The sequence below is a fragment of the Streptomyces sp. AC558_RSS880 genome, from assembly GCF_019049255.1.
Lineage (GTDB): Bacteria > Actinomycetota > Actinomycetes > Streptomycetales > Streptomycetaceae > Streptomyces.
This window is the reverse complement of the sequence record NZ_JAGMUJ010000061.1, coordinates 72,662-97,037: the sequence shown is the minus strand read 5'-3', so window position 1 is coordinate 97,037 and position 24,376 is coordinate 72,662. Positions and strand designations below refer to the sequence as shown.

The following is a 24,376-nucleotide window of genomic DNA, read 5'->3' as shown; positions in this document are numbered from 1 at the left end:
AGGAGACACCTTGAAGCGCGACATCCACCCCGAGTACGTCGAGACGCAGGTCAGCTGCACCTGCGGCGCGTCGTTCACCACCCGCAGCACGATCTCCGGCGGCGCCATCCGCGCCGAGGTCTGCTCCGAGTGCCACCCGTTCTACACGGGCAAGCAGAAGATCCTCGACACCGGTGGCCGTGTGGCCCGCTTCGAGGCCCGCTTCGGCAAGGCCGCCGGCTCCAAGAAGTAGCGAGCTCCATTCCGCCGGTCCACGGCCGCGCCCCCGCCCGGGGGCAGGCCGGGACCGGCGTTTTTGGTCGCCCGCCCCTTCCCCCACGTACCAGCAGGAGCCCAAGATGTTCGAGGCCGTCGAGGAACTCGTCGCCGAACACGCCGACCTGGAGAAGAAGCTCGCCGACCCGTCGGTCCACGCCGACCAGGCCAACGCGCGCAAGCTGAACAAGCGCTACGCCGAGCTCACCCCGATCGTCGCCACGTACCGCTCCTGGAAGCAGACGGGCGACGACATCGAGACCGCGCGCGAACTGGCAGCCGACGACCCCGACTTCGCCGCCGAGGTCAAGGACCTGGAGCGGCAGCGCGAGGAGCTCACCGAGAAGCTCCGCCTGCTGCTGGTCCCGCGCGACCCCAGCGACGACAAGGACGTCATCCTCGAGATCAAGGCGGGCGCGGGCGGCGACGAGTCCGCCCTGTTCGCCGGCGACCTGCTGCGCATGTACCTGCGCTACGCCGAGCGCGTCGGCTGGAAGACCGAGATCATCGACGCCACCGAGTCCGAGCTGGGCGGCTACAAGGACGTCCAGGTCGCCGTGAAGACCAAGGGCGGCCAGGGCGCCACCGAGCCCGGCCAGGGCGTGTGGGCGCGGCTGAAGTACGAGGGCGGCGTGCACCGCGTGCAGCGGGTGCCGGCCACCGAGTCGCAGGGCCGTATCCACACCTCCGCGGCGGGTGTCCTGGTGACCCCCGAGGCGGAGGAGGTCGACGTCGAGATCAACCCGAACGACCTGCGCATCGACGTCTACCGGTCCTCCGGCCCCGGCGGGCAGTCCGTCAACACCACCGACTCCGCCGTGCGCATCACGCACCTGCCGACCGGGGTCGTCGCCTCCTGCCAGAACGAGAAGAGCCAGCTGCAGAACAAGGAGCAGGCACTGCGTATCCTGCGCTCCAGGCTCCTCGCGGCGGCGCAGGAGGAGGCGGAGCGGGAGGCCGCCGACGCCCGCCGCAGCCAGGTCCGCACCGTCGACCGCTCCGAGAAGATCCGTACGTACAACTTCCCGGAGAACCGCATCTCGGACCACCGCGTCGGCTTCAAGGCGTACAACCTCGACCAGGTCCTGGACGGCGACCTCACCGCGGTGATCCAGGCCTGTGTCGACGCGGACTCGGCCGCCAAGCTCGCCGCCGCGTAAACCCCGTAGACAGCCCGGAGGACCGTCGTGAACCTGCTGCTCGCCGAGGTGGCCCAGGCCACCCAGCGGCTCGCCGACGCCGGCGTGCCCTCGCCGCGCACCGACGCGGAGGAGCTCGCCGCGTTCGTGCACGGCGTCAAGCGCGGCGAGCTGCACCGCGTGAAGGACTCCGACTTCGACGCCCGGTACTGGGAGGTCATCGCCCGCCGCGAGGCCCGCGAGCCGCTCCAGCACATCACCGGGCGCGCGTACTTCCGCTACCTGGAGCTCCAGGTCGGGCCGGGGGTGTTCGTGCCGCGCCCCGAGACCGAGTCGGTGGTCGGCTGGGCGATAGACGCCGTCCGCGCGATGGACGTCGTCGAGCCGTGCATCGTCGACCTGTGCACCGGCTCGGGCGCCATCGCGCTGGCGCTGGCCCAGGAGGTGCCGCGCTCGCGCGTGTACGCCGTGGAGCTGTCCGAGGACGCCCTGACGTGGACCCGCAAGAACATGGAGGGGTCACGGGTCGAGCTGCGCCAGGGAGACGCCCTGGCGGCCTTCCCGGACCTCGACGGCCAGGTCGACCTGGTCGTCTCCAATCCGCCGTACATCCCGCTCACCGAGTGGGAGTACGTCGCGCCGGAGGCCCGCGACTACGATCCCGACCTGGCCCTGTTCTCCGGTGAGGACGGGCTCGACCTGATCCGCGGCCTGGAGCGCACCGCGCACCGGCTGCTGCGGCCCGGCGGGGTGGTCGTCGTCGAGCACGCCGACACCCAGGGCGGACAGGTGCCGTGGATCTTCGCCGAGGACCGCGGCTGGACCGACGCGGCCGACCACCCCGACCTGAACAACCGCCCCCGGTTCGCCACCGCCCGCAAGGCGCTGCCGTGAGCGTCCCGCATACTTCATCCCCCCAGCAGCACCCGTACGAGGAGGCCCGCTAGATGGCTCGGCGATACGACACCAACGACGCGACCGACCGCACGACCGGTCTGCGCGAAGCCGCCTCCGCCGTCCGCCGGGGCGAACTTGTGGTGCTGCCGACGGACACCGTGTACGGGATCGGCGCCGACGCGTTCACCTCGGAGGCCGTCGCCGATCTGCTGGAGGCCAAGGGGCGGGGCCGCAACATGCCCACGCCCGTCCTCATCGGCTCCCCGAACACCCTGCACGGCCTGGTCACCGACTTCTCCGAGATGGCCTGGGAACTCGTCGACGCGTTCTGGCCGGGCGCGCTGACGCTGGTCGCCAGGCACCAGCCGTCACTCCAGTGGGACCTCGGGGACACCCGGGGCACGGTCGCCGTGCGGATGCCGCTGCACCCGGTCGCCATCGAGCTGCTCACCGAGGTCGGGCCCATGGCCGTGTCCTCGGCGAACCTGACCGGCCACCCGGCGCCGGAGAACTGCGACGCCGCGCAGGAGATGCTCGGCGACTCCGTCTCCGTGTACCTGGACGGCGGTCCGACGCCCGGCAACGTGCCCTCCTCGATCGTCGACGTCACCCGGCCCGTGCCGGTGCTACTGCGCGAGGGCGCGCTCTCGCCGGAGGAGCTGCGCAAGGTGGTACCCGACCTCGAGGTGGCGAATTGACGGCCCCCGAGTCGGGGCGTGGCATAGGCAACGGGGAATCCAGCGCGGAGATCACGACCACCTTCGGGTTTCCGCGCGACACCTTCCGCATCCTCCACGTCAGTACCGGAAACGTGTGCCGCTCGCCCATCACCGAGCGGCTGACCCGGCATTTCGTGAGCCAGCGGCTGGGGATCCTGGGCGGCGGGCTGATCGTGGAGAGCGCGGGCACCTGGGGGCACGAGGGCGCGCCCATGGAGGCCAACGCGGAGGCCGTGCTGGCGGAGTTCGGGGCGGACGCGTCGGGGTTCGTGGGGCGTGAGCTGCTGGACGAGCACGTGATCCGGGCGGACCTGGTGCTGACGGCCACGCGGGACCATCGGGCGCAGGTCATCTCCATGGGGCATTCGGCGGGGCTGCGGACGTTCACGCTGAAGGAGTTCACGCGGCTGGTCGACGCCATCGACCCGGCGACGCTGCCGCCGCTGGACGAGGGGCTGGTCATGCGCGCCCGGGCGCTGGTGCGGGCTGCCGCGGCTCTACGCGGGTGGCTTCTGGCGCCGACGGCCGAGGCGGACGAGGTGTACGACCCGTACGGGGCGCCGCTGACGTTCTTCCGGTCCATCGGGGACGAGATATTCGAGGCGCTGGATCCGGTGGTGACGGCGTTGACCGGGGTTCCTGCTCGGGCGTAGGCGGGTGCGTGCCGGGGCGGCCGGCCGCAGTCAGGTGCGTCAGCGGGGGCGTTTTCGGGGTGTGCGGCCTACATTGGGCGTTATGACGGTCGGGCATGCCCTTGAGGTCGATGTGGTGCGGCGGCAGGATCCCGAGCTTGCCGATGTGCTGCTCGCGGAGCGTGAGCGGCAGTCGAGCACGCTCCAGCTGATCGCCGCCGAGAACTTCATGTCGCCGGCGGTGCTGACCGCCCTCGGCTCACCGCTGGCCAACAAGTACGCCGAGGGATACCCCGGCAACCGCTACCACGGCGGCTGCGAGGTCGTCGACGTCGCCGAGCGCCTCGCCGTGGAGCGGGCCACGGCGCTGTTCGGCGCCGAGCACGCCAACGTGCAGGCGCACTCCGGCTCGTCCGCCGTGCTCGCCGCGTACGCCGTCCTGCTGCGCCCCGGCGACACCGTCCTCGCCCTCGGCCTGCCCTACGGCGGACACCTCACCCACGGCTCGCCCGCCAACTTCTCCGGCCGCTGGTTCGACTTCGTCGGCTACGGCGTGGACGCGGAGAGCGGGCTCATCGACCACGACCAGGTCCGCGCCCTGGCCCGCGGCCACCGCCCCAAGGCGATCGTCTGCGGTTCCATCGCCTATCCGCGCCACGTCGACTACGCCTTCTTCCGCGAGGTCGCCGACGAGGTCGGCGCCTACCTCATCGCGGACGCGGCGCACCCCATCGGCCTGGTCGCCGGGGGAGTGGCGCCCAGCCCGGTGCCGTACGCGGACATCGTGTGCGCGACGACGCACAAGGTGCTGCGGGGTCCGCGCGGCGGGATGATCCTGTGCGGCGGAGAGCTGGCCGAGCGCGTCGACCGTGCCGTCTTCCCCTTCACCCAGGGCGGCGCCCAGATGAACACCGTCGCGGCCAAGGCCGTCGCGTTCGGGGAGGCGGCGACACCGGCGTTCGCCGCGTACGCGCACCAGGTGGTCGCCAACGCGCGGGCGCTGGCCGCCGCGCTGGCCGCCGAGGGGCTGGTGGTCACCACCGGCGGCACGGACACCCACCTGATCACCGCCGACCCGGCGCCGCTCGGCGTCGACGGACGCACCGCGCGCGGCCGGCTCGCGGCGGCCGGGCTCGTCCTGGACTGCTGTGCGCTTCCGCACGACGACGGCCGCGGGCTGCGCATGGGCACGGCGGCGGTGACCACGCAGGGCATGGGGGCGAGGGAGATGACGTTCGTCGCGGGGCTGCTGGCGAGCGTCCTGCGGGGCGGCACCGAGCCCGCGCGGGCCCGGGAGGACGTACGGGAACTGGCCGCGGCGTTCCCGCCGTACCCCCACTGAACGGGCCGATTCCGGGGTCGGCGTCACGGACGCACCGTCACGCGTGCAACCATCGTCGCTACCCGGAAGTCCCCACTCATATGCGCGCCTCGCTAGGGTGTGGGGCTGTGATGGCCAGCGAGACCTGTGGGGAAGCCCGTGCGTGAATACCTGCTGACGCTCTGCATCACGGCCGCGGTGACGTACCTGCTGACAGGGCCGGTACGGAAGTTCGCGATCGTGGCCGGGGCGATGCCGGAGATCCGGGCACGTGACGTGCACCGGGAACCCACTCCGCGGCTCGGCGGTATCGCCATGTTCTTCGGCCTGTGCGCGGGCCTGCTGGCCGCCGACCACCTCACCAACCTCGGCCAGCTCTTCGAGAGGTCCAACGAGCCGCGGGCGCTGCTCTCCGGGGCGGCGCTGATCTGGCTGATCGGTGTGCTGGACGACAAGTTCGAGATCGACGCGCTGATCAAGCTGGGCGGCCAGATGATCGCCGCCGGTGTGATGGTCATGCAGGGTCTGACGATCCTGTGGCTGCCGGTCCCGGGCGTCGGCACGGTCGCGCTCACCCAGTGGCAGGGCACCCTGCTCACGGTGGCGCTGGTCGTCATCACCATCAACGCGGTCAACTTCGTGGACGGCCTCGACGGCCTCGCCGCCGGCATGGTGTGCATCGCGTCGGCCGCGTTCTTCATGTACGCCTACCGCATCTGGTACTCGTACGGCATCGAGGCCGCCGCCCCCGCGACGCTGTTCGCGGCCATCCTGATGGGCATGTGCCTGGGCTTCCTGCCGCACAACATGCACCCCGCGCGGATCTTCATGGGTGATTCGGGCTCGATGCTGATCGGTCTGGTCCTGGCGGCGGGCGCGATCTCCATCACGGGACAGGTGGACCCGGACAGCCTGTTCGGCGGGTCCGAGCGCAGCACGGTGCACCAGATGGTGCCGGTCTACATCCCGCTGGTGATGCCGCTGACGATCATCGCGATCCCGGCCGCCGACCTGATCCTGGCGATCGTGCGGCGCACCTGGCGCGGCCAGTCGCCGTTCGCGGCGGACCGGGGTCATCTGCACCACCGGCTGCTGGAGATCGGCCACTCGCACAGCCGGGCCGTGCTGATCATGTACTTCTGGTCGGCGCTGATCGCCTTCGGTGCGCTGGCCTACTCCGTGAACTCGGCGTCGATGTGGATCGTGCTGGGCGTCGTCACCCTCTCCACGCTCGGCCTCGTCCTGCTTCTGCTGCCCCGCTTCACCCCGCGCGCCCCGCGCTGGGCGGAGGCCTTCGTGCCCCCGCGCTACCGCCGCCGCCGGACGGCCCCGGCCACCGCCCCGGACGCGTCGACCCCGGCGGACCCGGAGTCAGCCGACGGCCACCGCACCCCGGTCGCCGCGGGTGTCTCCGGTGTCAACGGCGCGACCGCCGTCGGCCCTCGCGCACACCTGGCCGACCGATCACGGTCAAGGTAAGAATCCGACTAGAGCATTGCCAAGTCGTGGGGCCCCTATGGGGCACCGTTGGGTGTACGAACCGCCCCAATACCAGACAAAGGGGCAAGCTTCTCGCTCGAGCGTGCAGATTCACTCTCATGTGTGACGGTGAGCACGCCAGACAGGTAAAGACTGCATCAAATAGTTTGTGATACCGTTCACGAGAACCCCGGATAGAGCCAACGGACCGCAGTGCGACGGTTCACCGGCGCGAGGAATTCTCACTCGGCCCGGGGGTCTACGCTCGTCCATGACGACACCCTGCCCCCTGCGAAAAGCGGAGTTGCCGCCATGCCGTCCAACGACGTCCGGATCCTGGCCCAGGCCGCCGTGCCCACGGCTGCCGTCGGTGCGGTAGCCGCCGTCGTCAGTGCGGTGGTCGCCGGCGGCAAAGGGGCGATCGGTGCGGTCGCCGCGACCGTGGTCGTGATCCTCTTCATGGGGATCGGCCTCTACGTCCTGCAGCGCACCGCCAGGTCGCTCCCGCATCTCTTCCAGATGATGGGCTTGATGCTGTACGCGGCACAGATCCTGCTGCTGTTCATCTTCCTGTCGGTGTTCAGGGACACCACGCTGTTCAACCCCAAGGCCTTCGCGATCACGCTGGTCGCCGGCACCCTGACCTGGATCGCCGCGCAGACCCGTGCCCACATGAAGGCCAAGATCCTCTACGTCGAGCCCGAGTCGACGACGAGCGGGAAGTCCGACAAGTCGGGGCACTCGTCGTGAGGGATAGGGCCGGGATAAAGGCACGTGAGAGATCCTGCTATCGTCCGGTGCCAACTGCGGCATCGCGGGCGCGGGCATCCGAGCTGACGCCTGCTCATTCGCGAGGCTTGATGCCCCCCAGCCGCCCCCACATCCGTAACACCTGTCCGGTGCCGACCCGCGGCCCTGCGCCGCGCCGACACAACGAGGTTGCCGTACCTATGCGTCACGCCGAAGGAGCCCGCGGTGAGTGCTGACCAGACCCAGCTCGCCTTTGACTGGAGTTGTCGGATCATGTCCGACAACGGGTGTGGCTTTCCGGCTCCGGGCCTGCACTCGTTCCTTTTCAAGCCGATCGCCACGGTCGGGGGGTTCGAGTTCAACAAGGTGATGCTGCTCGCCATCATCACCACCCTCCTCGTCATCAGCTTCTTCTACGCGGCTTTCGGCAGGGCCAAGGTGGTGCCGGGGAAGCTGCAGATGGTCGGTGAAGCCGGTTACGACTTCGTCCGTCGCGGCATCGTCTACGAGACCCTCGGCAAGAAGGAGGGCGAGAAGTACGTCCCCTTCATGGTCTCGCTGTTCTTCTTCATCTGGATCATGAACATCTGGTCCGTGATCCCGCTGGCCCAGTTCCCGGTCTCGTCGATCATCGCGTACCCCATGGTGCTCGCGGCGATCGTCTGGCTGATCTGGGTGGGGCTGACCTTCAAGCGGCACGGCTTCGTCGGCTTCTTCAAGAACGTGACCGGCTACGACAAGTCGCTGGGTGCGGTGCTGCCGCTGGTCATGGTCATCGAGTTCTTCTCGAACCTGCTGGTCCGGCCGTTCACCCACGCCGTGCGACTCTTCGCCAACATGTTCGCCGGTCACCTGATGCTGGTGATGTTCACCGTCGCCTCCTGGTACCTGCTGAACAGCTGGATGATCCCGGCAGCCGGCGTCTCCTTCGTCATGACCATGGTCATGATCCTCTTCGAACTTTTCGTGCAGGCCGTCCAGGCGTACGTCTTCGTACTGCTGGCCTGCTCGTACATCCAGGGCGCGCTCGCCGAACACCACTGAGCGACCCAGCCCGCACCCCCATGAACGTCCGGTGGCCAACCCCCGCCGGTCCTTGAAAGAGAAGGAAGAATCAGCATGGCTGCCCTTGAGACCCTCGCCGCCGTCGAAGGCAACATCGGTTCCATCGGCTACGGCCTCGCCGCCATCGGCCCCGGCGTCGGCGTCGGCATCATCTTCGGCAACGGCACCCAGGCCCTCGCCCGCCAGCCCGAGGCGGCCGGCCTGATCCGCGCCAACCAGATCCTCGGCTTCGCCTTCTGTGAGGCGCTCGCCCTCATCGGCATCGTCATGCCGTTCGTCTACGGATGATCGGACCCTGACGAGCCAACCTTTCAACGAAAGGCACTGATGTGATCGCCAACCTGGTACAGCTGGCGGCCGAGGAAGAGCAGAACCCGCTCATTCCGCCGGGCCCCGAGCTGCTCGTCGGCACCATCGCCTTCGCGATCGTCTTCTTCGTCTTCTGGAAGAAGCTGCTCCCGAACATCAACAAGGTTCTGGAGGAGCGCCGCACGGCGATCGAAGGCGGTATCGAAGAGGCCGAGGCCATGAAGGTCGAGGCCCAGAGCGTCCTTGAGCAGTACAAGGCCCAGCTCGCCGAGGCCCGGCACGAGGCCGCGCGTCTGCGCCAGGAGGCGCAGGAGCAGGGTGCCGCGCTCATCGCCGAGATGCGGGCCGAGGGCCAGCGTCAGCGCGAGGAGATCGTCGCCGCCGGCCACACGCAGATCGAGGCCGACCGCAAGGCCGCCGCGTCCTCGCTGCGCCAGGACGTCGGCAAGCTCGCCACCGACCTGGCCGGCAAGCTCGTCGGCGAGTCCCTCGAGGACCACGCCCGGCAGAGCCGCGTGATCGACCGCTTCCTCGACGAGCTCGACCAGAAGGCCGAGGCCGCGCGATGAACGGAGCGAGCCGCGAGGCCCTGGCAGCCGCACGTGAGCGTCTCGACGCGCTGACGGACTCCACGTCCGTGAACGCGGGCTCGCTCGCCGACGAGCTGGCGGCCGTCACCGCGCTGCTCGACCGCGAGGTGTCGCTGCGTCGGGTCCTCACCGACCCGGCGCAGGCCGGTGAGGCCAAGGCCGCCCTGGCCCAGCGCCTGCTCGGCTCGCAGGTCAGCGGCCCGGCCGCGGACCTGGTGTCCGGCATGGTGCGCTCCCGCTGGTCGCAGTCCCGCGACCTGGTGGACGCGCTGGAGGAGCTGGCCAGCACCGCCGACCTCACCGCCGCCCAGAAGACGGGCGCGCTCGACGACGTCGAGGACGAGCTGTTCCGGTTCGGCCGGATCGTCTCCTCCAACACCGAGCTGCGCGCCGCGCTGACCAACCGGAGCGCCACCGCCTCCGCCAAGGGCGAGCTGCTGCGCAGCCTGCTCGGGGGCAGGGCGAACGCGGCCACCGAGCGTCTGGTCACGCGTCTCGTGACCGCGCCGCGGGGACGTAGCCTGGAGTCGGGACTGGAGTCCCTGTCCAAGCTCGCCGCCGATCGCCGCGACCGCATGGTGGCCGTCGTCACCTCCGCGGTGCCGCTGAGCGACCAGCAGAAGCAGCGCCTGGGCGACGCCCTCGCGAAGCTCTACGGCCGCCGGATGCACCTCAACCTCGACGTCGACCCCGCGGTCGTCGGCGGGATCCGGGTGCAGGTCGGTGACGAGGTCATCAACGGCTCCCTGGCGGACCGGCTCGAGGACGCGAGCCGTCGGCTGGCCGGCTGAGCAGAACATTCTGAATAGGCAGTACGTACTTACGGCCCTGGTTGGGCCGTGCAGAGGATTCCTGGGGGTCGCCCCCAGACCCCCCAAGTGAAACTTCGGGCCCAACAAGGAGAGCAGGGAACTCAGATGGCGGAGCTCACGATCCGGCCGGAGGAGATCCGGGACGCGCTGGAGAACTTTGTCCAGTCGTACAAGCCGGACGCGGCCTCGCGCGAGGAGGTCGGTACGGTCACCCTTGCCGGCGACGGCATCGCGAAGGTCGAGGGTCTTCCCTCGGCCATGGCCAACGAGCTGCTGAAGTTCGAGGACGGCACCCTCGGCCTCGCCCTCAACCTCGAGGAGCGCGAGATCGGTGCCATCGTCCTCGGTGAGTTCAGCGGCATCGAGGAGGGCCAGCCGGTCACCCGCACCGGCGAGGTGCTGTCCGTCGCCGTCGGCGAGGGCTACCTCGGCCGTGTGGTCGACCCGCTCGGCAACCCGATCGACGGCCTCGGCGAGATCGAGACCGAGGGCCGCCGCGCCCTCGAACTGCAGGCCCCCACGGTCATGCAGCGCAAGTCGGTGCACGAGCCGATGGAGACGGGCTACAAGGCTGTCGACGCCATGACCCCGATCGGCCGTGGTCAGCGCCAGCTGATCATCGGCGACCGCCAGACCGGCAAGACCGCCCTGGCCGTCGACACGATCATCAACCAGCGCGACAACTGGCGCTCCGGCGACCCGAAGAAGCAGGTCCGCTGCATCTACGTCGCCATCGGCCAGAAGGGCTCCACCATCGCGTCGGTCCGCCGCGCGCTGGAGGAGAACGGCGCGCTGGAGTACACGACCATCGTCGCCGCCCCGGCGTCCGACCCGGCCGGCTTCAAGTACCTGGCGCCGTACACCGGTTCGGCCATCGGTCAGCAGTGGATGTACGAGGGCAAGCACGTCCTGATCATCTTCGACGACCTGTCGAAGCAGGCCGACGCCTACCGCGCCGTGTCCCTGCTGCTGCGCCGCCCGCCGGGCCGCGAGGCCTACCCGGGTGACGTCTTCTACCTGCACTCCCGCCTGCTGGAGCGCTGCGCCAAGCTCTCCGACGACATGGGCGCCGGCTCGATGACCGGTCTGCCGATCGTCGAGACCAAGGCCAACGACGTGTCGGCGTTCATCCCGACCAACGTCATCTCCATCACCGACGGCCAGTGCTTCCTGGAGTCGGACCTGTTCAACGCCGGTCAGCGCCCCGCGCTGAACGTCGGTATCTCCGTCTCCCGAGTCGGTGGTTCCGCGCAGCACAAGGCGATGAAGCAGGTCTCCGGCCGTCTGCGCGTGGACCTCGCCCAGTTCCGTGAGCTGGAGGCGTTCGCCGCCTTCGGTTCCGACCTGGACGCCGCGTCGAAGGCGCAGCTGGAGCGCGGTCAGCGCATGGTCGAGCTGCTGAAGCAGGACCAGTACCAGCCGATGTCCACCGAGGACCAGGTCGTCTCCGTCTGGGCCGGCACCACCGGCAAGATGGACGACGTGCCGGTCGCCGACATCCGCCGCTTCGAGAAGGAGCTCCTGGAGCACCTGCACCGCAAGGAGCAGGGCCTCATGACCTCCATCCGCGAGGGCGGCAAGATGTCCGACGACACCCTGCAGGCCGTGGCCGAGGCGATCGCGGACTTCAAGAAGCAGTTCGAGACGAGCGACGGCAAGCTGCTCGGCGAGGACGCCCCGTCCGCCGCCAAGTGACGTAAGGAAGGGACCTGACTCATGGGAGCCCAGCTCCGGGTCTACAAGCGTCGCATCCGATCCGTCACCGCGACCAAGAAGATCACCAAGGCGATGGAGATGATCGCCGCCTCGCGCGTCGTCAAGGCGCAGCGCAAGGTGGCGGCCTCCACGCCGTACGCGCAGGAGCTCACCCGCGCGGTCACGGCGGTCGGAACCGGGTCGAACACCAAGCACCCGCTCACCACGGAGGCGGAGAACCCGACCCGTGCCGCGGTCCTGCTCCTCACGAGCGACCGCGGCCTGGCCGGCGCCTTCAACTCCAACGCCATCAAGGCGGCGGAGCAGCTGACCGAGCGCCTGGAGCGCGAGGGCAAGCAGGTCGAGACGTACATCGTCGGCCGGCGTGGTGTCGCCCACTACAACTTCCGTGAGCGCAAGGTCGCGGAGTCGTTCACCGGCTTCACCGACGAGCCCTCGTACGCGGACGCCAAGAAGGTCGCGGCCCCGCTGATCGAGGCGCTCCAGACGGAGACGGCGGACGGCGGCGTGGACGAGCTCCACATCGTCTACACCGAGTTCGTCTCGATGATGACGCAGACGGCGGTCGACTCCCGGATGCTTCCGCTGCGCCTCGAAGAGGTCGCGGCGGAGAGCACCACCAAGGGCGAGATCCTGCCGCTGTTCGACTTCGAGCCCTCGGCGGAGGACGTCCTCGACGCCCTGCTGCCGCGGTACGTCGAGAGCCGGATCTACAACGCGCTGCTCCAGTCGGCCGCTTCGAAGCACGCCGCCACGCGGCGCGCGATGAAGTCGGCCACCGACAACGCGGGCGAGCTGATCAACACGCTCTCCCGTCTTGCCAACGCGGCCCGACAGGCCGAAATCACCCAGGAAATCAGCGAGATCGTCGGTGGCGCCAGTGCCCTGGCCGACGCGAACGCGGGGAGTGACAACTAATGACCACCACTGTTGAGACCGCGACGGCCACGGGCCGTGTCGCCCGGGTCATCGGCCCGGTCGTCGACGTGGAGTTCCCCGTCGACGCGATGCCGGAGATCTACAACGCCCTCCACGTCCAGGTCGCCGACCCGGCCCAGGAGGGTGCGCTCAAGACGCTGACCCTGGAGGTCGCCCAGCACCTGGGTGACGGCCTGGTCCGCACCATCTCCATGCAGCCCACCGACGGTCTGGTCCGCCAGGCCCCGGTGACCGACACCGGCTCCTCCATCTCGGTGCCGGTCGGCGACTTCACCACGGGCAAGGTGTTCAACACCCTCGGTGAGGTGCTGAACAGCGACGAGCAGTACACGGGCGAGCGCTGGCCGATCCACCGCAAGGCGCCGAACTTCGACGAGCTCGAGTCGAAGACCGAGATGTTCGAGACCGGCGTCAAGGTCATCGACCTTCTCACCCCGTACGTCAAGGGTGGAAAGATCGGCCTGTTCGGCGGTGCCGGCGTCGGCAAGACGGTGCTCATCCAGGAGATGATCTACCGCGTCGCCAACAACCACGACGGTGTGTCGGTGTTCGCCGGTGTCGGTGAGCGCACCCGTGAGGGCAACGACCTCATCGACGAGATGAGCGAGTCGGGCGTCATCGACAAGACCGCCCTGGTCTTCGGTCAGATGGACGAGCCCCCGGGCACCCGTCTGCGCGTGGCCCTCGCCGGTCTGACCATGGCGGAGTACTTCCGCGATGTCCAGAAGCAGGACGTGCTGTTCTTCATCGACAACATCTTCCGCTTCACCCAGGCCGGTTCCGAGGTGTCGACCCTGCTCGGCCGTATGCCCTCCGCGGTGGGCTACCAGCCGAACCTGGCCGACGAGATGGGTCTCCTCCAGGAGCGCATCACCTCGACCCGTGGTCACTCGATCACCTCGATGCAGGCGATCTACGTCCCCGCGGACGACCTGACCGACCCGGCCCCGGCCACCACCTTCGCCCACCTCGACGCGACGACGGTGCTGTCCCGTCCGATCTCGGAGAAGGGCATCTACCCGGCCGTGGACCCGCTGGACTCGACGTCCCGCATCCTCGACCCGCGGTACATCGCGGCGGACCACTACAACGCCGCGATGCGCGTGAAGAACATCCTGCAGAAGTACAAGGACCTGCAGGACATCATCGCGATCCTCGGTATCGACGAGCTCGGCGAGGAGGACAAGCTCGTCGTCCACCGTGCCCGTCGCGTGGAGCGCTTCCTGTCCCAGAACACCCACGTCGCCAAGCAGTTCACCGGCGTGGACGGTTCGGACGTGCCGCTGGACGAGTCGATCGCCGCGTTCAACGCGATCTGCGACGGCGAGTACGACCACTTCCCGGAGCAGGCGTTCTTCATGTGCGGTGGCATCGAGGACCTGAAGAACAACGCCAAGGAGCTGGGCGTCTCCTGAGCCCTGAGCTCGATGTGAGCCATCCGGCTCACCCTTGAGGGGGCGGGCGCGTCCCGCCCCCTCATCCACGCCCCTTAGACTTGTAACCAACACCCGGCACAACCGCCGGGTGGTGACCCGAGGAGCCACCTTGGCTGCTGAGCTGCACGTCGCGCTGGTCGCGGCCGACCGAGAGGTCTGGTCCGGCGAGGCCACCCTGGTCGTCGCGCGCACCACGTCCGGCGACATCGGCGTCATGCCCGGTCACCAGCCGCTGCTCGGTGTGCTGGAGTCGGGCCCGGTGACCATCCGTACGCGTGAGGGCGGGACGGTCGTCGCCGCGGTGCACGGCGGTTTCATCTCGTTCGCGGACGACAAGCTGTCGCTGCTGGCCGAGATCGCCGAGCTGTCGGACGAGATCGACGTCCAGAGCGCGGAGCAGGAGCTCGCCCGTGCGAAGGCGGAGGACGACACCGAGGCCGAGCGCCGCGCGGATGTCCGTCTGCGGGCGGCGTCGGCGGGGCGCTGATTCCAGCGCGGTGAGATGACGTCACTCAGCCGCGGCCGGCACCGGAGCGATCCGGAGCCGACCGCGGCTGAGGCAGATCTGGATGATTTTTCCGTTCCGTTACCTAGGAGACGAGGAGGTCGGTGCCGATGATCCTCGCTCTGACTGTGTGCGGAATCGTGGTGGCCCTCGTGCTGGTGGGGCTCTTCGTCTTCGGCCTGCGCCGCCGCCTCATCCAGCGTTCCGGCGGAACGTTCGACTGCAGTCTGCGCTGGGACGCGCCTGAGTCGGGCGAATCCGGCGGCAAGGGCTGGGCGTACGGGGTGGCCCGCTACAACGGTGACCGGGTCGAGTGGTTCCGGGTGTTCTCCTACGCGCCCCGCCCGCGCCGCGTCCTGGAGCGTTCCGCGATCGAGGTGGCCGGCCGCCGTCTGCCCGAGGGCGAGGAGGAGCTGGCGCTGCTGTCGGACTCGGTGATCCTCGCCTGTCTGCACCGGGGCACGCGTCTGGAGCTCGCGATGAGCGAAGACGCGCTGACCGGTTTCCTCGCGTGGCTTGAGGCAGCCCCGCCCGGTCAGCGCGTCAATGTCGCTTAGTGGTGCCTGAGAGTTACTTCAGACCGCCGTCGATGGCGCTCACCAGCTCACCGTTGGCGGTGTCGCCGCTGAACTCCCAGAAGAAGGCGCCGCCCAGGCCCTGGTTCTTGGCCCAGGCCATCTTCGTGTTGATGGTGGCCGGGGTGTCGTAGGACCACCAGTTGGTGCCGCAGTGGGCGTACGCCGTGCCGGCGATGGTGCCGGTGGCCGGGCAGGAGTTCTTGAGGACCTTGTAGTCCTCGATGCCGGCCTCGTAGGTGCCGGCCGCCGGGCCGGTGGCGGTGCCGCCGGGAGCGGACTGGGTGACGCCGGTCCAGCCGCGGCCGTAGAAGCCGATGCCGAGCAGCAGCTTGCTCGCCGGGACGCCCTTCGCCTTGAGCTTGGCGATCGCGGCGGCCGAGTTGAAGCCCTCCTTCGGGATGCCGTTGTACGAGGTCAGCGGCGAGTGGGGGTTGGTCGGGCCGGCCTTGTCCCAGGCGCCGAAGTAGTCGTACGTCATCACGTTGTACCAGTCGAGGTACTGCGCGGCGCCGCCGTAGTCGGCAGCGTCGATCTTGCCGCCCTCCGAGCCGTCCGCGGTGATGGCGGCGGTGACCAGGTAGTCCTTGCCGAACTCGGCGCGCAGGGCCTGCGAGAGGTTCTTGAAGGCCGCCGGGCCGCTGGTGTCACAGGTCAGACCGCAGGCGTTCGGGTACTCCCAGTCGATGTCGATGCCGTCGAAGACATCGGCCCAGCGCGGGTCCTCCACGACCTGCTTGCAGGACTTGGCGAACGCGGCCGCGTTCTGCGCGGCCTGGCCGAAGCCGCCGGAGTAGGTCCAGCCGCCGAAGGAGTACAGCACCTTGATGTGCGGGTACTTCGCCTTCAGCTGGCGCAGCTGGTTGAAGTTGCCGCGCAGCGGCTGGTCCCAGGTGTCGGCGGTGCCGCTGACGGACTGGTCGGCGGTGTAGGCCTTCTCGTACGCGGCGAAGGTGTCGTCGACGGTGCACTGACCGTTCTTGACGTTGCCGAACGAGTAGTTGATGTGGGTGATCTTGGCGGCGGAGCCGGACGTCACCAGGTTCTTGACGTGGTAGTTGCGGCCGTAGACGCCCCACTCGGTGAAGTAGCCGAGCTTGACCTTGTCGCCGGGGGGCGGCTCCTCGGTGTCGCCGGTGGTGCGGACCTTCACCGCGCCGCTGACCGGGCCGGTCTGGTCCGCGGTGTCACGGGCCTGCACGGTGTACGAGTAGTCCGTGCCCTTGCTGAGGCCGGTGTTCGTGTACGAGGTGCCGGTCACGGTGGCGACCTTGGCGCCGTCGCGCAGCACGTCGTAGTTCTTGACGCCCTTGTCGTCGGTCGCGGCCGACCAGGACAGCTTCACCGAGGTGTCGGTGATGTCCGAGGCGGTGGGGGTGCCGGGCGCGGACGGGGCCGCGTCACCGGGGACCTCCGGGCCGCCGTCGCAGCTGCCGCCGTTGAGCTTGCAGCCGGTGGGGGAGCCGGAGCCGCTGCCGTTGAAGCCGAAGGAGACGGACGCCCCGGGGGCGAGGGTGCCGTTCCAGCCGAGGTTCTTGGCGGTCCAGTGGTCACCGGAGTTGGTGACGGTGGCGTCCCAGGCGGAGGTGACCTTGGTGCCGGAGGGGAAGTCCCACTCGACGGTCCAGGAGTTGAGGGTCGTGGTGCCGGTGTTCTTCACCGTCCACTTGCCCTCGAAGCCGGAGCCCCAGTCCTGGGTCTTGGCGTAGGTGGCGGTCGCCGAGGTGGCGGCCTGGGCGGGGCCGGCGAGGGCGACGAGCCCGGAGAGGGGGAGCAGCAGGGTCGCGAACCCTGCGGCGGCTTTATGTCTGAAGCGCATGCTGCGCCTCCTTATGGGGAGAAGCCGTCGAGGGCGTGACTGAGCCATCACGCCCGCAGTGCCGCGAGAATAGAAAGGTCTGGACCACAGGTCAATAGGTCTGGACCACTTGCCCTCGCCGTCTCCCTGTGCTTCCGCTAGATGCCCAACTCTTGTGCCAGCACCGCCGCTTGCACCCGGCTGCGCAGCTCCAGCTTGCCCAGCAGACGGCTGACGTGCGTCTTCACCGTCGCCTCCGCCATGTCGAGGCGCGCCGCGATGCCGGCGTTGGACAACCCCTCGCCCAGACAGGACAGCACCTCGCGCTCGCGCCGGGTGAGGGCGTCCAGCACCGCCGGATCGGCGGTCACCCGGCGGGCGGGCTTCGCGGCGAACTCCGCGATCAGCCGCCGGGTGACGGCCGGGGCGACGATGCCCTCCCCGCGTGCCACCGTGCGCACCGCCGTGATGAGGTCCTTCGCGTCCGTGTTCTTCAGCAGGAACCCGGCGGCCCCGGCCCGCAGCGCCCCGAACACGTACTCGTCGAGGTCGAAGGTGGTCAGCACCAGCACGTCGGCGAGCCCTTCCCCGACCACCTGCCGGGTCGCCGACACCCCGTCCAGGCGCGGCATCTGTACGTCCATCAGCACCAGGTCGGGACGGAGTTCACGGGCGAGCGCCACCGCCCGCTCACCGTCCCCGGCCTCGCCGACCACCTCGATGTCGGGCGCGCTGCGCAGGATCAGGACCAGTCCGGCGCGGACGGCGGACTGGTCCTCGGCGACCAGGACCCGGATCATTCCATCTCTCCTTGGGCGGTGTCGGTGACGGGAAGACAGGCGCGTACGACCCACAGCTTGCCGTCCGGGCCGCTCTCCGGTGCCGCCTCGAACGTGCCGTCCAGCAGAGCCACCCGCTCCCGCATACCGACGAGCCCGGCCCCGGACCCCGGTGCGCGGGGGGTGTCCCGGCCGCCGTACGGGCTGGTCACCCGGATGTCGAGGCCGCCGTCGAGGCGGCGCAGCCGCACGGTGACCTTCCCCGGCGCGGCGTGCTTCAGCGCGTTCGTCAGCGACTCCTGCACGATCCTGTACGCGGCGAGCTCGACCGGTGCGGGCACGGATTCGTGGGTGGCGTCGAGGGTGACGTCCAGTCCGTTGGCGCGGGCGCCCTCGACCAGGGCACCGAGGCCGTCGAGGGTGGGGGTCGCGGCGGGTTCCCGGTCGTCGGCCCCGTCGCGCAGGATGCCGATGAGCCGCCGCATCTCGGACAGTCCCTGCACGCTGTTCTCCCGGATCACGGTGAGCGCCTCGCGGGAGGTCTTCTCGTCCTCCAGGGAGAGCGCGGCCGTGGAGTGGATGGCGATCGCGGAGAGGTGGTTGGCGACCATGTCGTGCAACTCCCGTGCCATCCGGGCGCGTTCCGCCGTCACCGCCTGGACGCGGTCCATCTCCGCGAGCAGCGCGGTCTGTTCGGCACGCAACCGGGCCGCCTCGGCGGCGTCGCGGTGGTTGCGCACGATGAGGCCGGTCGACGCGGGCGCGAACGACACGACGCCGACCGCCACCCCGATCAGCAGCGCTTCCGGCACCCGCCACACGGCGTACGGCACCAGCGTCGCGGCGATGCTGAGCAGTCCGGTGATCCGCGGGATGCGGCGGGCGGAGGCGGGCGTGCCGTACAGGACGGCGGCGTACATCAGGTCGGTGTACATGAGGACCGTGGCCAGACTGCCCTGGGTGAGGGTGTCCGCGGTCAGGGCGAGGGTGCCGGTCAGCAGGGCGGTACGCGGGGCGGTCCGGCGCAGCAGCTCGCAGCCGGCCGTCACGAGGAGCGGAACGAGGAGCGGCCAGCGGCCGTCGAACAGCACGATCGGTTCGCCGGCCGGCCGGGTGCCCAGCCCGATGCCCCACAGCAGCAGTCCGCCGAGCAGCCCGGCGAGTGCCAGCCACAGGTCGAAGCGGTGGGGACGGGGGAGTCGTACGGCCATGGGCCCATCCAACACCGCCGCACCGGCACACCGCCTGATGCCCACGAAGGGTCCTGGACTGCATCCTTCGATGTACCGCGGATTCGTCGGCGACGACGACGCGCCGGGCCGTTCCGGACGGGAGCCTGAAAGGGTGACCGAAGGGAGCGAACCGTGATCGTCGCCTTGATCGCCGCCTGCGAGATCGGCTTCTGGGTGCTGCTGGCCGCCGGACTGGCCTGCCGCTATCTGCTGAGGATGCCGCGCACCGGCCTCGCGCTGCTGCTGTGCGAGCCGCTGCTGGAGGTCGTGCTGCTGGTGGCCACCGCGCTGGACCTGAAGAACGGCGCCGAACCGAACTGGACCCACGGACTGGCCGCCCTCTACATCGGCTACACCGTGGGCCACGGCCACCGCACCGTGAAGTGGCTCGACGGCCACGCCGCCCACCGGCTGGGCGGCGCGCCCAAGCCGCTCGGCCCGCCGCGCTACGGCATGGCCCGCGCCCGGCACGAGACCAAGGTCTGGCTGGGCACCCTGACGGCCGCCGCCGTGGCGACGGTGCTGCTCCAGCTCGCCATCTGGTACGTCGACGACCCGAGCCGCGTCACCTCCCTGGAGGCCTGGCGCTTCACGGCCTGGCGGGCGGCCGGCATCCACGGCCTGGTGGCCCTGGCCTACTGGATCTGGCCGAAGAAGGCCCCGGCGGGCGAGTCCCGGGACCGCCTCGCCGAGACGAAGGAGGACGCCCGCCGCTGAGCGGGGCTCAGCGCTCCCCGCCCGGGACCCACAGCACGTCGCCGGTCTCCTTGTTCGCGATGCGGGCCAGGATGAACAGGAGGTCGGAGAGGCGGTTGAGGTAGGTGGCGGTGAGGGGGTTCATGGTGTCGCCGTGGACCTCCAGCGCCGCCCAGGTGGAGCGCTCGGCCCGCCGTACCACCGTGCAGGCCTGGTGGAGCAGGGCCGCACCGGGCGTACCGCCCGGCAGGATGAAGGAGCGGAGCTTCTCCAGCCGCTCGTTGAAGCGGTCGCAGTCCGCCTCCAGCCGGTCGACGTAGAACTGCTCCACCCGCAGCGGCGGGTACTCGGGGTTCTCCACCACCGGCGTCGACAGGTCGGCGCCCACGTCGAACAGGTCGTTCTGGACGCGGGTGAGGACCTCGACGACCTCCTCCTCCAGACCGCCCAGCGCGATCGCCGTGCCGATCACCGCGTTCGCCTCGTTGGCGTCGGCGTAGGCGGAGATCCGCAGGTCGGTCTTGGCGACCCGGCTCATGTCGCCGAGAGCGGTGGTGCCCTTGTCGCCGGTCCTCGTGTAGATACGCGTCAGGTTGACCATGGGGCCAGCCTAGTTACGCTCCGGCCGTCCGGAACACACGTGTGCCCACCGTCACGGCGAGGACCGCGAAACCGACGGCGACGACGACGCCGTACAGCATGTGGGCCGTCGCGTAGGCGCCGACGTAGGCGTCCCGCACCGCGTCGACCAGGTAGCGGAACGGCGTCAGGTGCGACAGGACGTCCAGCCAGGCGGGGCCCAGGGTCATCGGGAGCATCAGGCCCGACAGCAGCATCGACGGCAGGGTCAGGGCGTTGATCGTCGGCCCGAACGTCTGCGGGGTCTCCATCCTCATGGCGAGCGCGTAGGACAGCGCGGCCAGGGACACGGTCAGCAGGGCGACGAAGGCGAAGCCGATGAGCACCCCGGGCAGCGGGGCCCGCAGCCCCATCACGAGCGCGGCCAGCACCAGCAGCACCGCCTGGAAGACGAACAGCGTGGCGTCCCGCAGGACCCGGCCCAGCAGCAGGGCGAGACGGCTCACGGGGGTGACCCGCATCCGCTCGACCACCCCCTGGCCCTTCTCGATGATGATGGTGAAACCGGCGAACGAGGCCCCGAACAGGCCGAGTTGCAGCAGCAGCCCCGGGACCAGCAGCTGCCAGGAGCTGCCCGGCCCGCCGAGCGGCAGACCGGTCAGCAGCGGGCCGAAGAACAGCAGGTACAGCAGCGGCATCAGCACGCCGAAGAGCAGGGCGAAGCGGGAGCGCAGGGACTGGCGCAGATAGCGCCCGTAGATGAGCGCGGTGTCGTGGAGCAGCATCGTGGGGGTCCTATACGGCTACGGGGGTGGCGTCGGCCGGCGTCGCGCTGCGGCCCGTGATGGCGAGGAACGTGTCCTGGAGCGAGGCGTCGACCGAGCCGCCGTACTCCAGCTTCAGGGCGCCCGGGGTGCCCTCGGCGGCGACCACGCCCCGGTCGACGACGACCAGCCGGTCCGCGAGCGCGTCCGCCTCGTCGAGGTAGTGGGTGGTCAGGAACACGGTGGTGCCGTGCTCGTCGCGCAGCCGCCGCACCAGCTCCCACAGGCCGGCGCGGCTGCCGGGGTCGAGACCGGTCGTCGGCTCGTCCAGGAACAGCACCTTCGGGCGGTGGGTGAGCGCCATCGCGATGTCCAGGCGGCGCCGCTGGCCGCCGGAGAGCGCGGCGCACGTGCGGTCGAGCAGCCCGGTGAGGTCCAGGTCGCGGGCCAGCTCCTCGGCGCGCTCGACGGCCCGCGCCGTGCCGAGCCGGTACAGGCGGCCCTGGGTGACCAGCTCCTCCCGCACCGTGATCTGCGGATCGACCCCGCCGGACTGGGCCACGTAGCCGCAGGCCCGCCGCACCCCGGCCGGGTCGGTCGCCAGGTCGTGGCCGGCGACGGTGGCCGCGCCGCCGGTGGGGGCGAGCAGGGTGGTGAGCATCCGCAGGGTGGTGGTCTTGCCGGCGCCGTTGGGGCCGAGGAGGCCGAGGATCTCGCCCTCGCGGACGGTGAGGTCGACACCGCGCACGGCCTCCACCGGGCCGCGCTTGGTCTGGAAGGTACGGGCCAGTCCGGCCGTACTGATGATTGCCATGGCCCCAGAAAAACAGAGGCATTGAAAGTTTGCAACCACCCCAAAATTTCAGAGAGACCAGTGATCGCCGGGCCGACCTACGATGAGAGACATGACAGAGGGGCTCAGGGAGCGGAAGAAGCGCGAGACCAGGCAGCGGATCTCGGACATCGCCACCGGACTCTTCCTGGAGCACGGCTTCGTGACCGTGACGATGGCGGAGGTGGCGGAGGCCGCCGACGTCTCCGTGAACACGGTCTACAACTACTTCCCCGCCAAGGAGGACCTCTTCTTCGACCGCTCCAAGGGCGTCGTCGACCAGCTCGCCCGCTGGGTCCGGTCCCGGGACGCGGGGGAGTCGGCCGCCCGCGCCGTGCTGCGCGAACTGCGCGCCGACATCGAGGCGGTGTCACCCCGGGTCGGCCTGATGGAGGGCTACGACCGCTTCATGCGGGTCATCCACGACTCCCCGCAGCTGCGCTCCCGGCTGTGGAGCCTGCAGCAGGAGGTCCAGGACAACCTGGAGGCGGCGCTCCGCGAGGAGACGGGCGCCGCCCCCGGCGACCCGCTGCCGGGCCTGGTGGCCGGTCAGATCTGCTGGATCCACGGCACCGTGTTCGTCACCATCGGCCGGGAGATGATGAAGGGCCGCGCGCCGGCCGAGGTCTCGCGCGAGGTGCTCGGACTGGTCGACGACATCGAGGAGCTGCTGAGCGACCGGGTCCTCGGTTACGCGACGCGCGGCTGAACCGGGCTACGCCGGAGGGGGCGTGTGCAGGACGCACAGCAGGCCCCGCGCGCGGGTGCCGTCGGGCAGGTCCCACGCGCCGGCGACATGGCCCGCCGCACCCGGGCCGGGAAGCGGTGTGCCGTCCGGGGCGGGCAGCAGGGTGCGCAGGACCCGCAGGGCCGTGCCGTCCGGTGCGGACAGCTCGGTGTGCTCCGGGGTGTCCTCGACGGCGGTGAACTCCGCCGGGACCGGGGTCTCACCCGCGCAGGCGCGGGTGACCTCCTGGTCGGGGGTGTCGCTGACGCTCTGGGCCTGGGCCCGCACGCGACCCTCGACCAGCGCCGCCAACTCGGCGACCGCCACCGGGTCGTGGCAGCCGTCGTAGACCCAGCGCCGCCCGAGGACACCGTGTTCCGCGGTGCCGACGAGGGCGTGCTCCGCCCCGTCGAGCGGAGCGCCCCGGTAGGTGAGCGGCACCAGGTAGGCGGCCGGCTCGGCGCCGGAGGCGTCGGTGACGACCATGAACTCGATGCCGACCTCCCCCTCCGGGTCGTCGAGCCGGAAACCGCCTGCCCTGGCCAACCGCGGTCCTTCCGCGCCCCCGTGGTACCAGGGGCGCGAGGGCAGCCAGGTGGTCAGCAGTTCCAGCTTGGTCGGTTCGAGGGTGGTGCGGTGGATCACGGCCATGCCGAGGTTCTCCTCCGTCGATCGGACACCGGCCCCCACACCCTCGCATCCGCCGCACGCGCGGTGTCCGCCTTTCCGCCGAGTCGCCGGACCCGTCGGGCGAGACGTGACAGGGGTCTCACTAGGTGAGACGTGAAACGCGTTACTAAGTCGCTCACACGGCCCCTCGCGCCCGCTAATGTCCGCCCGTAGAGAACAACGACAGCGCGTATCAGGGGAGTCGCACAGTGGCACGCAAGCTCGCCGTCATCGGGGCCGGTCTCATGGGGTCCGGCATCGCCCAGGTCTCCGCCCAGGCGGGCTGGGAGGTCGTCCTGCGGGACGTCACCGACGAGGCGCTCACGCGTGGCACCGACGGGATCAAGGCGTCGTACGACAAGTTCGTGAGCAAGGGCAGGCTGGAGGCGCACGACGCCGACGCCGCCCTCGCCCGGATCACCCCGACCACCGACCTGGACGCCTGCGCGGACGCGGACGTCGTGGTCGAGGCGGTGTTCGAGAAGCTCGAGGTCAAGCACGAGATCTTCCGGACGCTCGACAAGATCGTGCGCGAGGACGCCGTGCTCGCCTCCAACACCTCCGCCATCCCGATCACCAAGATCGCGGCCGTGACGGAGCGCCCGGAGCGGGTCGTCGGCACCCACTTCTTCTCGCCGGTCCCGATGATGCAGCTGTGCGAACTGGTCCGCGGTTACAAGACCAGCGACGAAACCCTCGCCAGGGCGCGGGAGTTCGCCGAGTCGGTCGGCAAGACCTGCATCGTCGTCAACCGCGACGTCGCCGGTTTCGTCACCACCCGGCTCATCTCCGCCCTCGTCGTCGAGGCCGCCAAACTGTACGAGTCGGGCGTGGCGAGCGCCGAGGACATCGACCTGGCCTGCAAGCTGGGCTTCGGCCACGCCATGGGACCGCTGGCCACCGCGGACCTCACCGGCGTGGACATCCTGCTGCACGCGACCGACAACATCTACACCGAGTCCCAGGACGAGAAGTTCGCCGCTCCCGAGCTGATGCGCCGGATGGTTGACGCCGGTGACATCGGCCGCAAGAGCGGGCAGGGCTTCTACGAGCACTGACACCGAGCACTCGCCCCGGCGCGCGTCACGCGCCGGGGTGAATTCGGTATCGGTTCGCTCACAGGCAGCAACCTCGGCCGCCGCCACGCAGTCAGAGGTTGCG

The 24,376-nt window shown here is 70.0% G+C and carries 27 protein-coding genes; 20 read left to right on the top strand and 7 right to left on the bottom strand.

Annotation, left to right across the window (positions count from 1 at the left end; genetic code table 11):
- Positions 1-10: 10 nt before the first annotated feature.
- From rpmE to KUM38_RS21685, 17 genes are all read left to right on the top strand, one after another.
- The gene (gene rpmE / locus KUM38_RS21765; protein ID WP_085572322.1) at positions 11-232 is read left to right on the top strand and encodes a 50S ribosomal protein L31; all 222 of its coding nucleotides are present in this window, start codon (positions 11-13) and stop codon (positions 230-232) included.
- Positions 233-338: 106 nt separating this feature from the next.
- Positions 339-1,415 carry a peptide chain release factor 1 gene (gene prfA, locus KUM38_RS21760; protein WP_217131094.1) on the top strand — a complete coding sequence of 359 codons (1,077 nt, stop codon included), beginning with the start codon at positions 339-341 and terminating at the stop codon, positions 1,413-1,415.
- A 27-nt stretch (positions 1,416-1,442) separates the two neighbouring features.
- Entirely contained in the window at positions 1,443-2,288 is an 846-nt protein-coding gene (gene prmC / locus KUM38_RS21755; protein WP_217131093.1) for a peptide chain release factor N(5)-glutamine methyltransferase, read from the top strand.
- 53 nt (positions 2,289-2,341) lie between these two features.
- On the top strand, positions 2,342-2,989 hold the full coding sequence (locus KUM38_RS21750) for an L-threonylcarbamoyladenylate synthase (protein ID WP_217131092.1): 648 nt from the start codon (positions 2,342-2,344) through the stop codon (positions 2,987-2,989).
- Positions 2,986-3,663, top strand: coding sequence for a protein-tyrosine-phosphatase (locus KUM38_RS21745; RefSeq protein ID WP_217131091.1), 678 nt, complete (start codon positions 2,986-2,988; stop codon positions 3,661-3,663). Before KUM38_RS21750 ends, KUM38_RS21745 begins: the two co-directional genes overlap by 4 nt.
- Positions 3,664-3,745: 82 nt before the next feature.
- Positions 3,746-4,984, top strand: a complete 1,239-nt coding sequence (glyA, locus tag KUM38_RS21740; RefSeq protein WP_217131090.1) for a serine hydroxymethyltransferase — start codon at positions 3,746-3,748, stop codon at positions 4,982-4,984.
- 138 nt (positions 4,985-5,122) lie between these two features.
- The gene (locus tag KUM38_RS21735; RefSeq protein ID WP_217131089.1) at positions 5,123-6,442 is read left to right on the top strand and encodes an MraY family glycosyltransferase; all 1,320 of its coding nucleotides are present in this window, start codon (positions 5,123-5,125) and stop codon (positions 6,440-6,442) included.
- 312 nt (positions 6,443-6,754) lie between these two features.
- Positions 6,755-7,192: a hypothetical protein gene (locus tag KUM38_RS21730; RefSeq protein WP_217131088.1), complete on the top strand. Its 438-nt coding sequence runs from the start codon at positions 6,755-6,757 to the stop codon at positions 7,190-7,192.
- A gap of 273 nt (positions 7,193-7,465) precedes the next feature.
- Positions 7,466-8,236 (top strand): F0F1 ATP synthase subunit A, encoded by a 771-nt coding sequence (gene atpB, locus KUM38_RS21725; protein ID WP_217131087.1) that lies wholly within the window; start codon positions 7,466-7,468, stop codon positions 8,234-8,236.
- A 75-nt stretch (positions 8,237-8,311) separates the two neighbouring features.
- Positions 8,312-8,545 carry an ATP synthase F0 subunit C gene (gene atpE / locus KUM38_RS21720; protein ID WP_031485821.1) on the top strand — a complete coding sequence of 78 codons (234 nt, stop codon included), beginning with the start codon at positions 8,312-8,314 and terminating at the stop codon, positions 8,543-8,545.
- Between the two features lie 41 nt (positions 8,546-8,586).
- The gene (locus KUM38_RS21715; RefSeq protein WP_217131086.1) at positions 8,587-9,135 is read left to right on the top strand and encodes a F0F1 ATP synthase subunit B; all 549 of its coding nucleotides are present in this window, start codon (positions 8,587-8,589) and stop codon (positions 9,133-9,135) included.
- The gene (locus KUM38_RS21710; protein ID WP_217131085.1) at positions 9,132-9,947 is read left to right on the top strand and encodes a F0F1 ATP synthase subunit delta; all 816 of its coding nucleotides are present in this window, start codon (positions 9,132-9,134) and stop codon (positions 9,945-9,947) included. The genes KUM38_RS21715 and KUM38_RS21710 overlap by 4 nt, the downstream gene beginning before the upstream one ends.
- 126 nt (positions 9,948-10,073) lie before the next feature.
- A complete protein-coding gene (gene atpA / locus KUM38_RS21705) occupies positions 10,074-11,663 on the top strand; it encodes a F0F1 ATP synthase subunit alpha (protein WP_217131084.1) in 1,590 nt (529 codons plus the stop codon).
- 21 nt (positions 11,664-11,684) lie between these two features.
- A complete protein-coding gene (locus KUM38_RS21700; protein ID WP_217131083.1) occupies positions 11,685-12,602 on the top strand; it encodes a F0F1 ATP synthase subunit gamma in 918 nt (305 codons plus the stop codon).
- Positions 12,602-14,038, top strand: coding sequence for a F0F1 ATP synthase subunit beta (gene atpD / locus KUM38_RS21695; protein WP_217131082.1), 1,437 nt, complete (start codon positions 12,602-12,604; stop codon positions 14,036-14,038). Before KUM38_RS21700 ends, atpD begins: the two co-directional genes overlap by 1 nt.
- Before the next feature lie 130 nt (positions 14,039-14,168).
- The gene (locus tag KUM38_RS21690) at positions 14,169-14,546 is read left to right on the top strand and encodes a F0F1 ATP synthase subunit epsilon (protein ID WP_217131081.1); all 378 of its coding nucleotides are present in this window, start codon (positions 14,169-14,171) and stop codon (positions 14,544-14,546) included.
- 128 nt (positions 14,547-14,674) lie between these two features.
- Complete coding sequence (locus KUM38_RS21685) at positions 14,675-15,121, top strand: DUF2550 domain-containing protein (protein ID WP_217131080.1); 447 nt, start codon at positions 14,675-14,677, stop codon at positions 15,119-15,121.
- 13 nt (positions 15,122-15,134) lie between these two features.
- On the opposite strand, the gene KUM38_RS21680 is transcribed toward KUM38_RS21685, so the two are convergent.
- From KUM38_RS21680 to KUM38_RS21670, 3 genes are all read right to left on the bottom strand, one after another.
- A complete protein-coding gene (locus KUM38_RS21680; protein ID WP_217131079.1) occupies positions 15,135-16,958 on the bottom strand; it encodes a glycoside hydrolase family 18 chitinase in 1,824 nt (607 codons plus the stop codon).
- Between the two features lie 137 nt (positions 16,959-17,095).
- Positions 17,096-17,737, bottom strand: coding sequence for a response regulator transcription factor (locus KUM38_RS21675; protein WP_217131078.1), 642 nt, complete (start codon positions 17,735-17,737; stop codon positions 17,096-17,098).
- A complete protein-coding gene (locus KUM38_RS21670; RefSeq protein ID WP_217131077.1) occupies positions 17,734-18,927 on the bottom strand; it encodes a sensor histidine kinase in 1,194 nt (397 codons plus the stop codon). Before KUM38_RS21670 ends, KUM38_RS21675 begins: the two co-directional genes overlap by 4 nt.
- A 153-nt stretch (positions 18,928-19,080) precedes the next feature.
- Between KUM38_RS21670 and KUM38_RS21665 the strand changes: the two genes are divergently transcribed.
- On the top strand, positions 19,081-19,665 hold the full coding sequence (locus KUM38_RS21665) for a hypothetical protein (protein ID WP_217131076.1): 585 nt from the start codon (positions 19,081-19,083) through the stop codon (positions 19,663-19,665).
- A 7-nt stretch (positions 19,666-19,672) separates the two neighbouring features.
- Here the strand turns inward: KUM38_RS21665 and KUM38_RS21660 are convergent, their stop codons facing one another.
- Genes KUM38_RS21660 through KUM38_RS21650 form a run of 3 tightly spaced genes read right to left on the bottom strand, consistent with a single transcriptional unit; the run spans position 19,673 to position 21,801 of the window.
- Positions 19,673-20,245, bottom strand: coding sequence for a cob(I)yrinic acid a,c-diamide adenosyltransferase (locus KUM38_RS21660; RefSeq protein WP_217131075.1), 573 nt, complete (start codon positions 20,243-20,245; stop codon positions 19,673-19,675).
- Positions 20,246-20,258: 13 nt separating this feature from the next.
- Complete coding sequence (locus KUM38_RS21655) at positions 20,259-21,008, bottom strand: ABC transporter permease (RefSeq protein WP_217131074.1); 750 nt, start codon at positions 21,006-21,008, stop codon at positions 20,259-20,261.
- 10 nt (positions 21,009-21,018) lie between these two features.
- Positions 21,019-21,801: an ABC transporter ATP-binding protein gene (locus KUM38_RS21650; RefSeq protein ID WP_217131073.1), complete on the bottom strand. Its 783-nt coding sequence runs from the start codon at positions 21,799-21,801 to the stop codon at positions 21,019-21,021.
- Between the two features lie 91 nt (positions 21,802-21,892).
- Between KUM38_RS21650 and KUM38_RS21645 the strand changes: the two genes are divergently transcribed.
- Complete coding sequence (locus KUM38_RS21645) at positions 21,893-22,528, top strand: TetR/AcrR family transcriptional regulator (protein WP_217131072.1); 636 nt, start codon at positions 21,893-21,895, stop codon at positions 22,526-22,528.
- A gap of 6 nt (positions 22,529-22,534) precedes the next feature.
- Here KUM38_RS21645 and KUM38_RS21640 read toward each other — a convergent pair whose 3' ends face one another.
- The gene (locus KUM38_RS21640) at positions 22,535-23,197 is read right to left on the bottom strand and encodes a 1,4-alpha-glucan branching protein (protein WP_217131071.1); all 663 of its coding nucleotides are present in this window, start codon (positions 23,195-23,197) and stop codon (positions 22,535-22,537) included.
- 227 nt (positions 23,198-23,424) lie between these two features.
- On the opposite strand from KUM38_RS21640, the gene KUM38_RS21635 reads away from it, so the two are divergent.
- Positions 23,425-24,273, top strand: coding sequence for a 3-hydroxyacyl-CoA dehydrogenase family protein (locus KUM38_RS21635; RefSeq protein WP_217131070.1), 849 nt, complete (start codon positions 23,425-23,427; stop codon positions 24,271-24,273).
- Positions 24,274-24,376 lie beyond the last annotated feature (103 nt).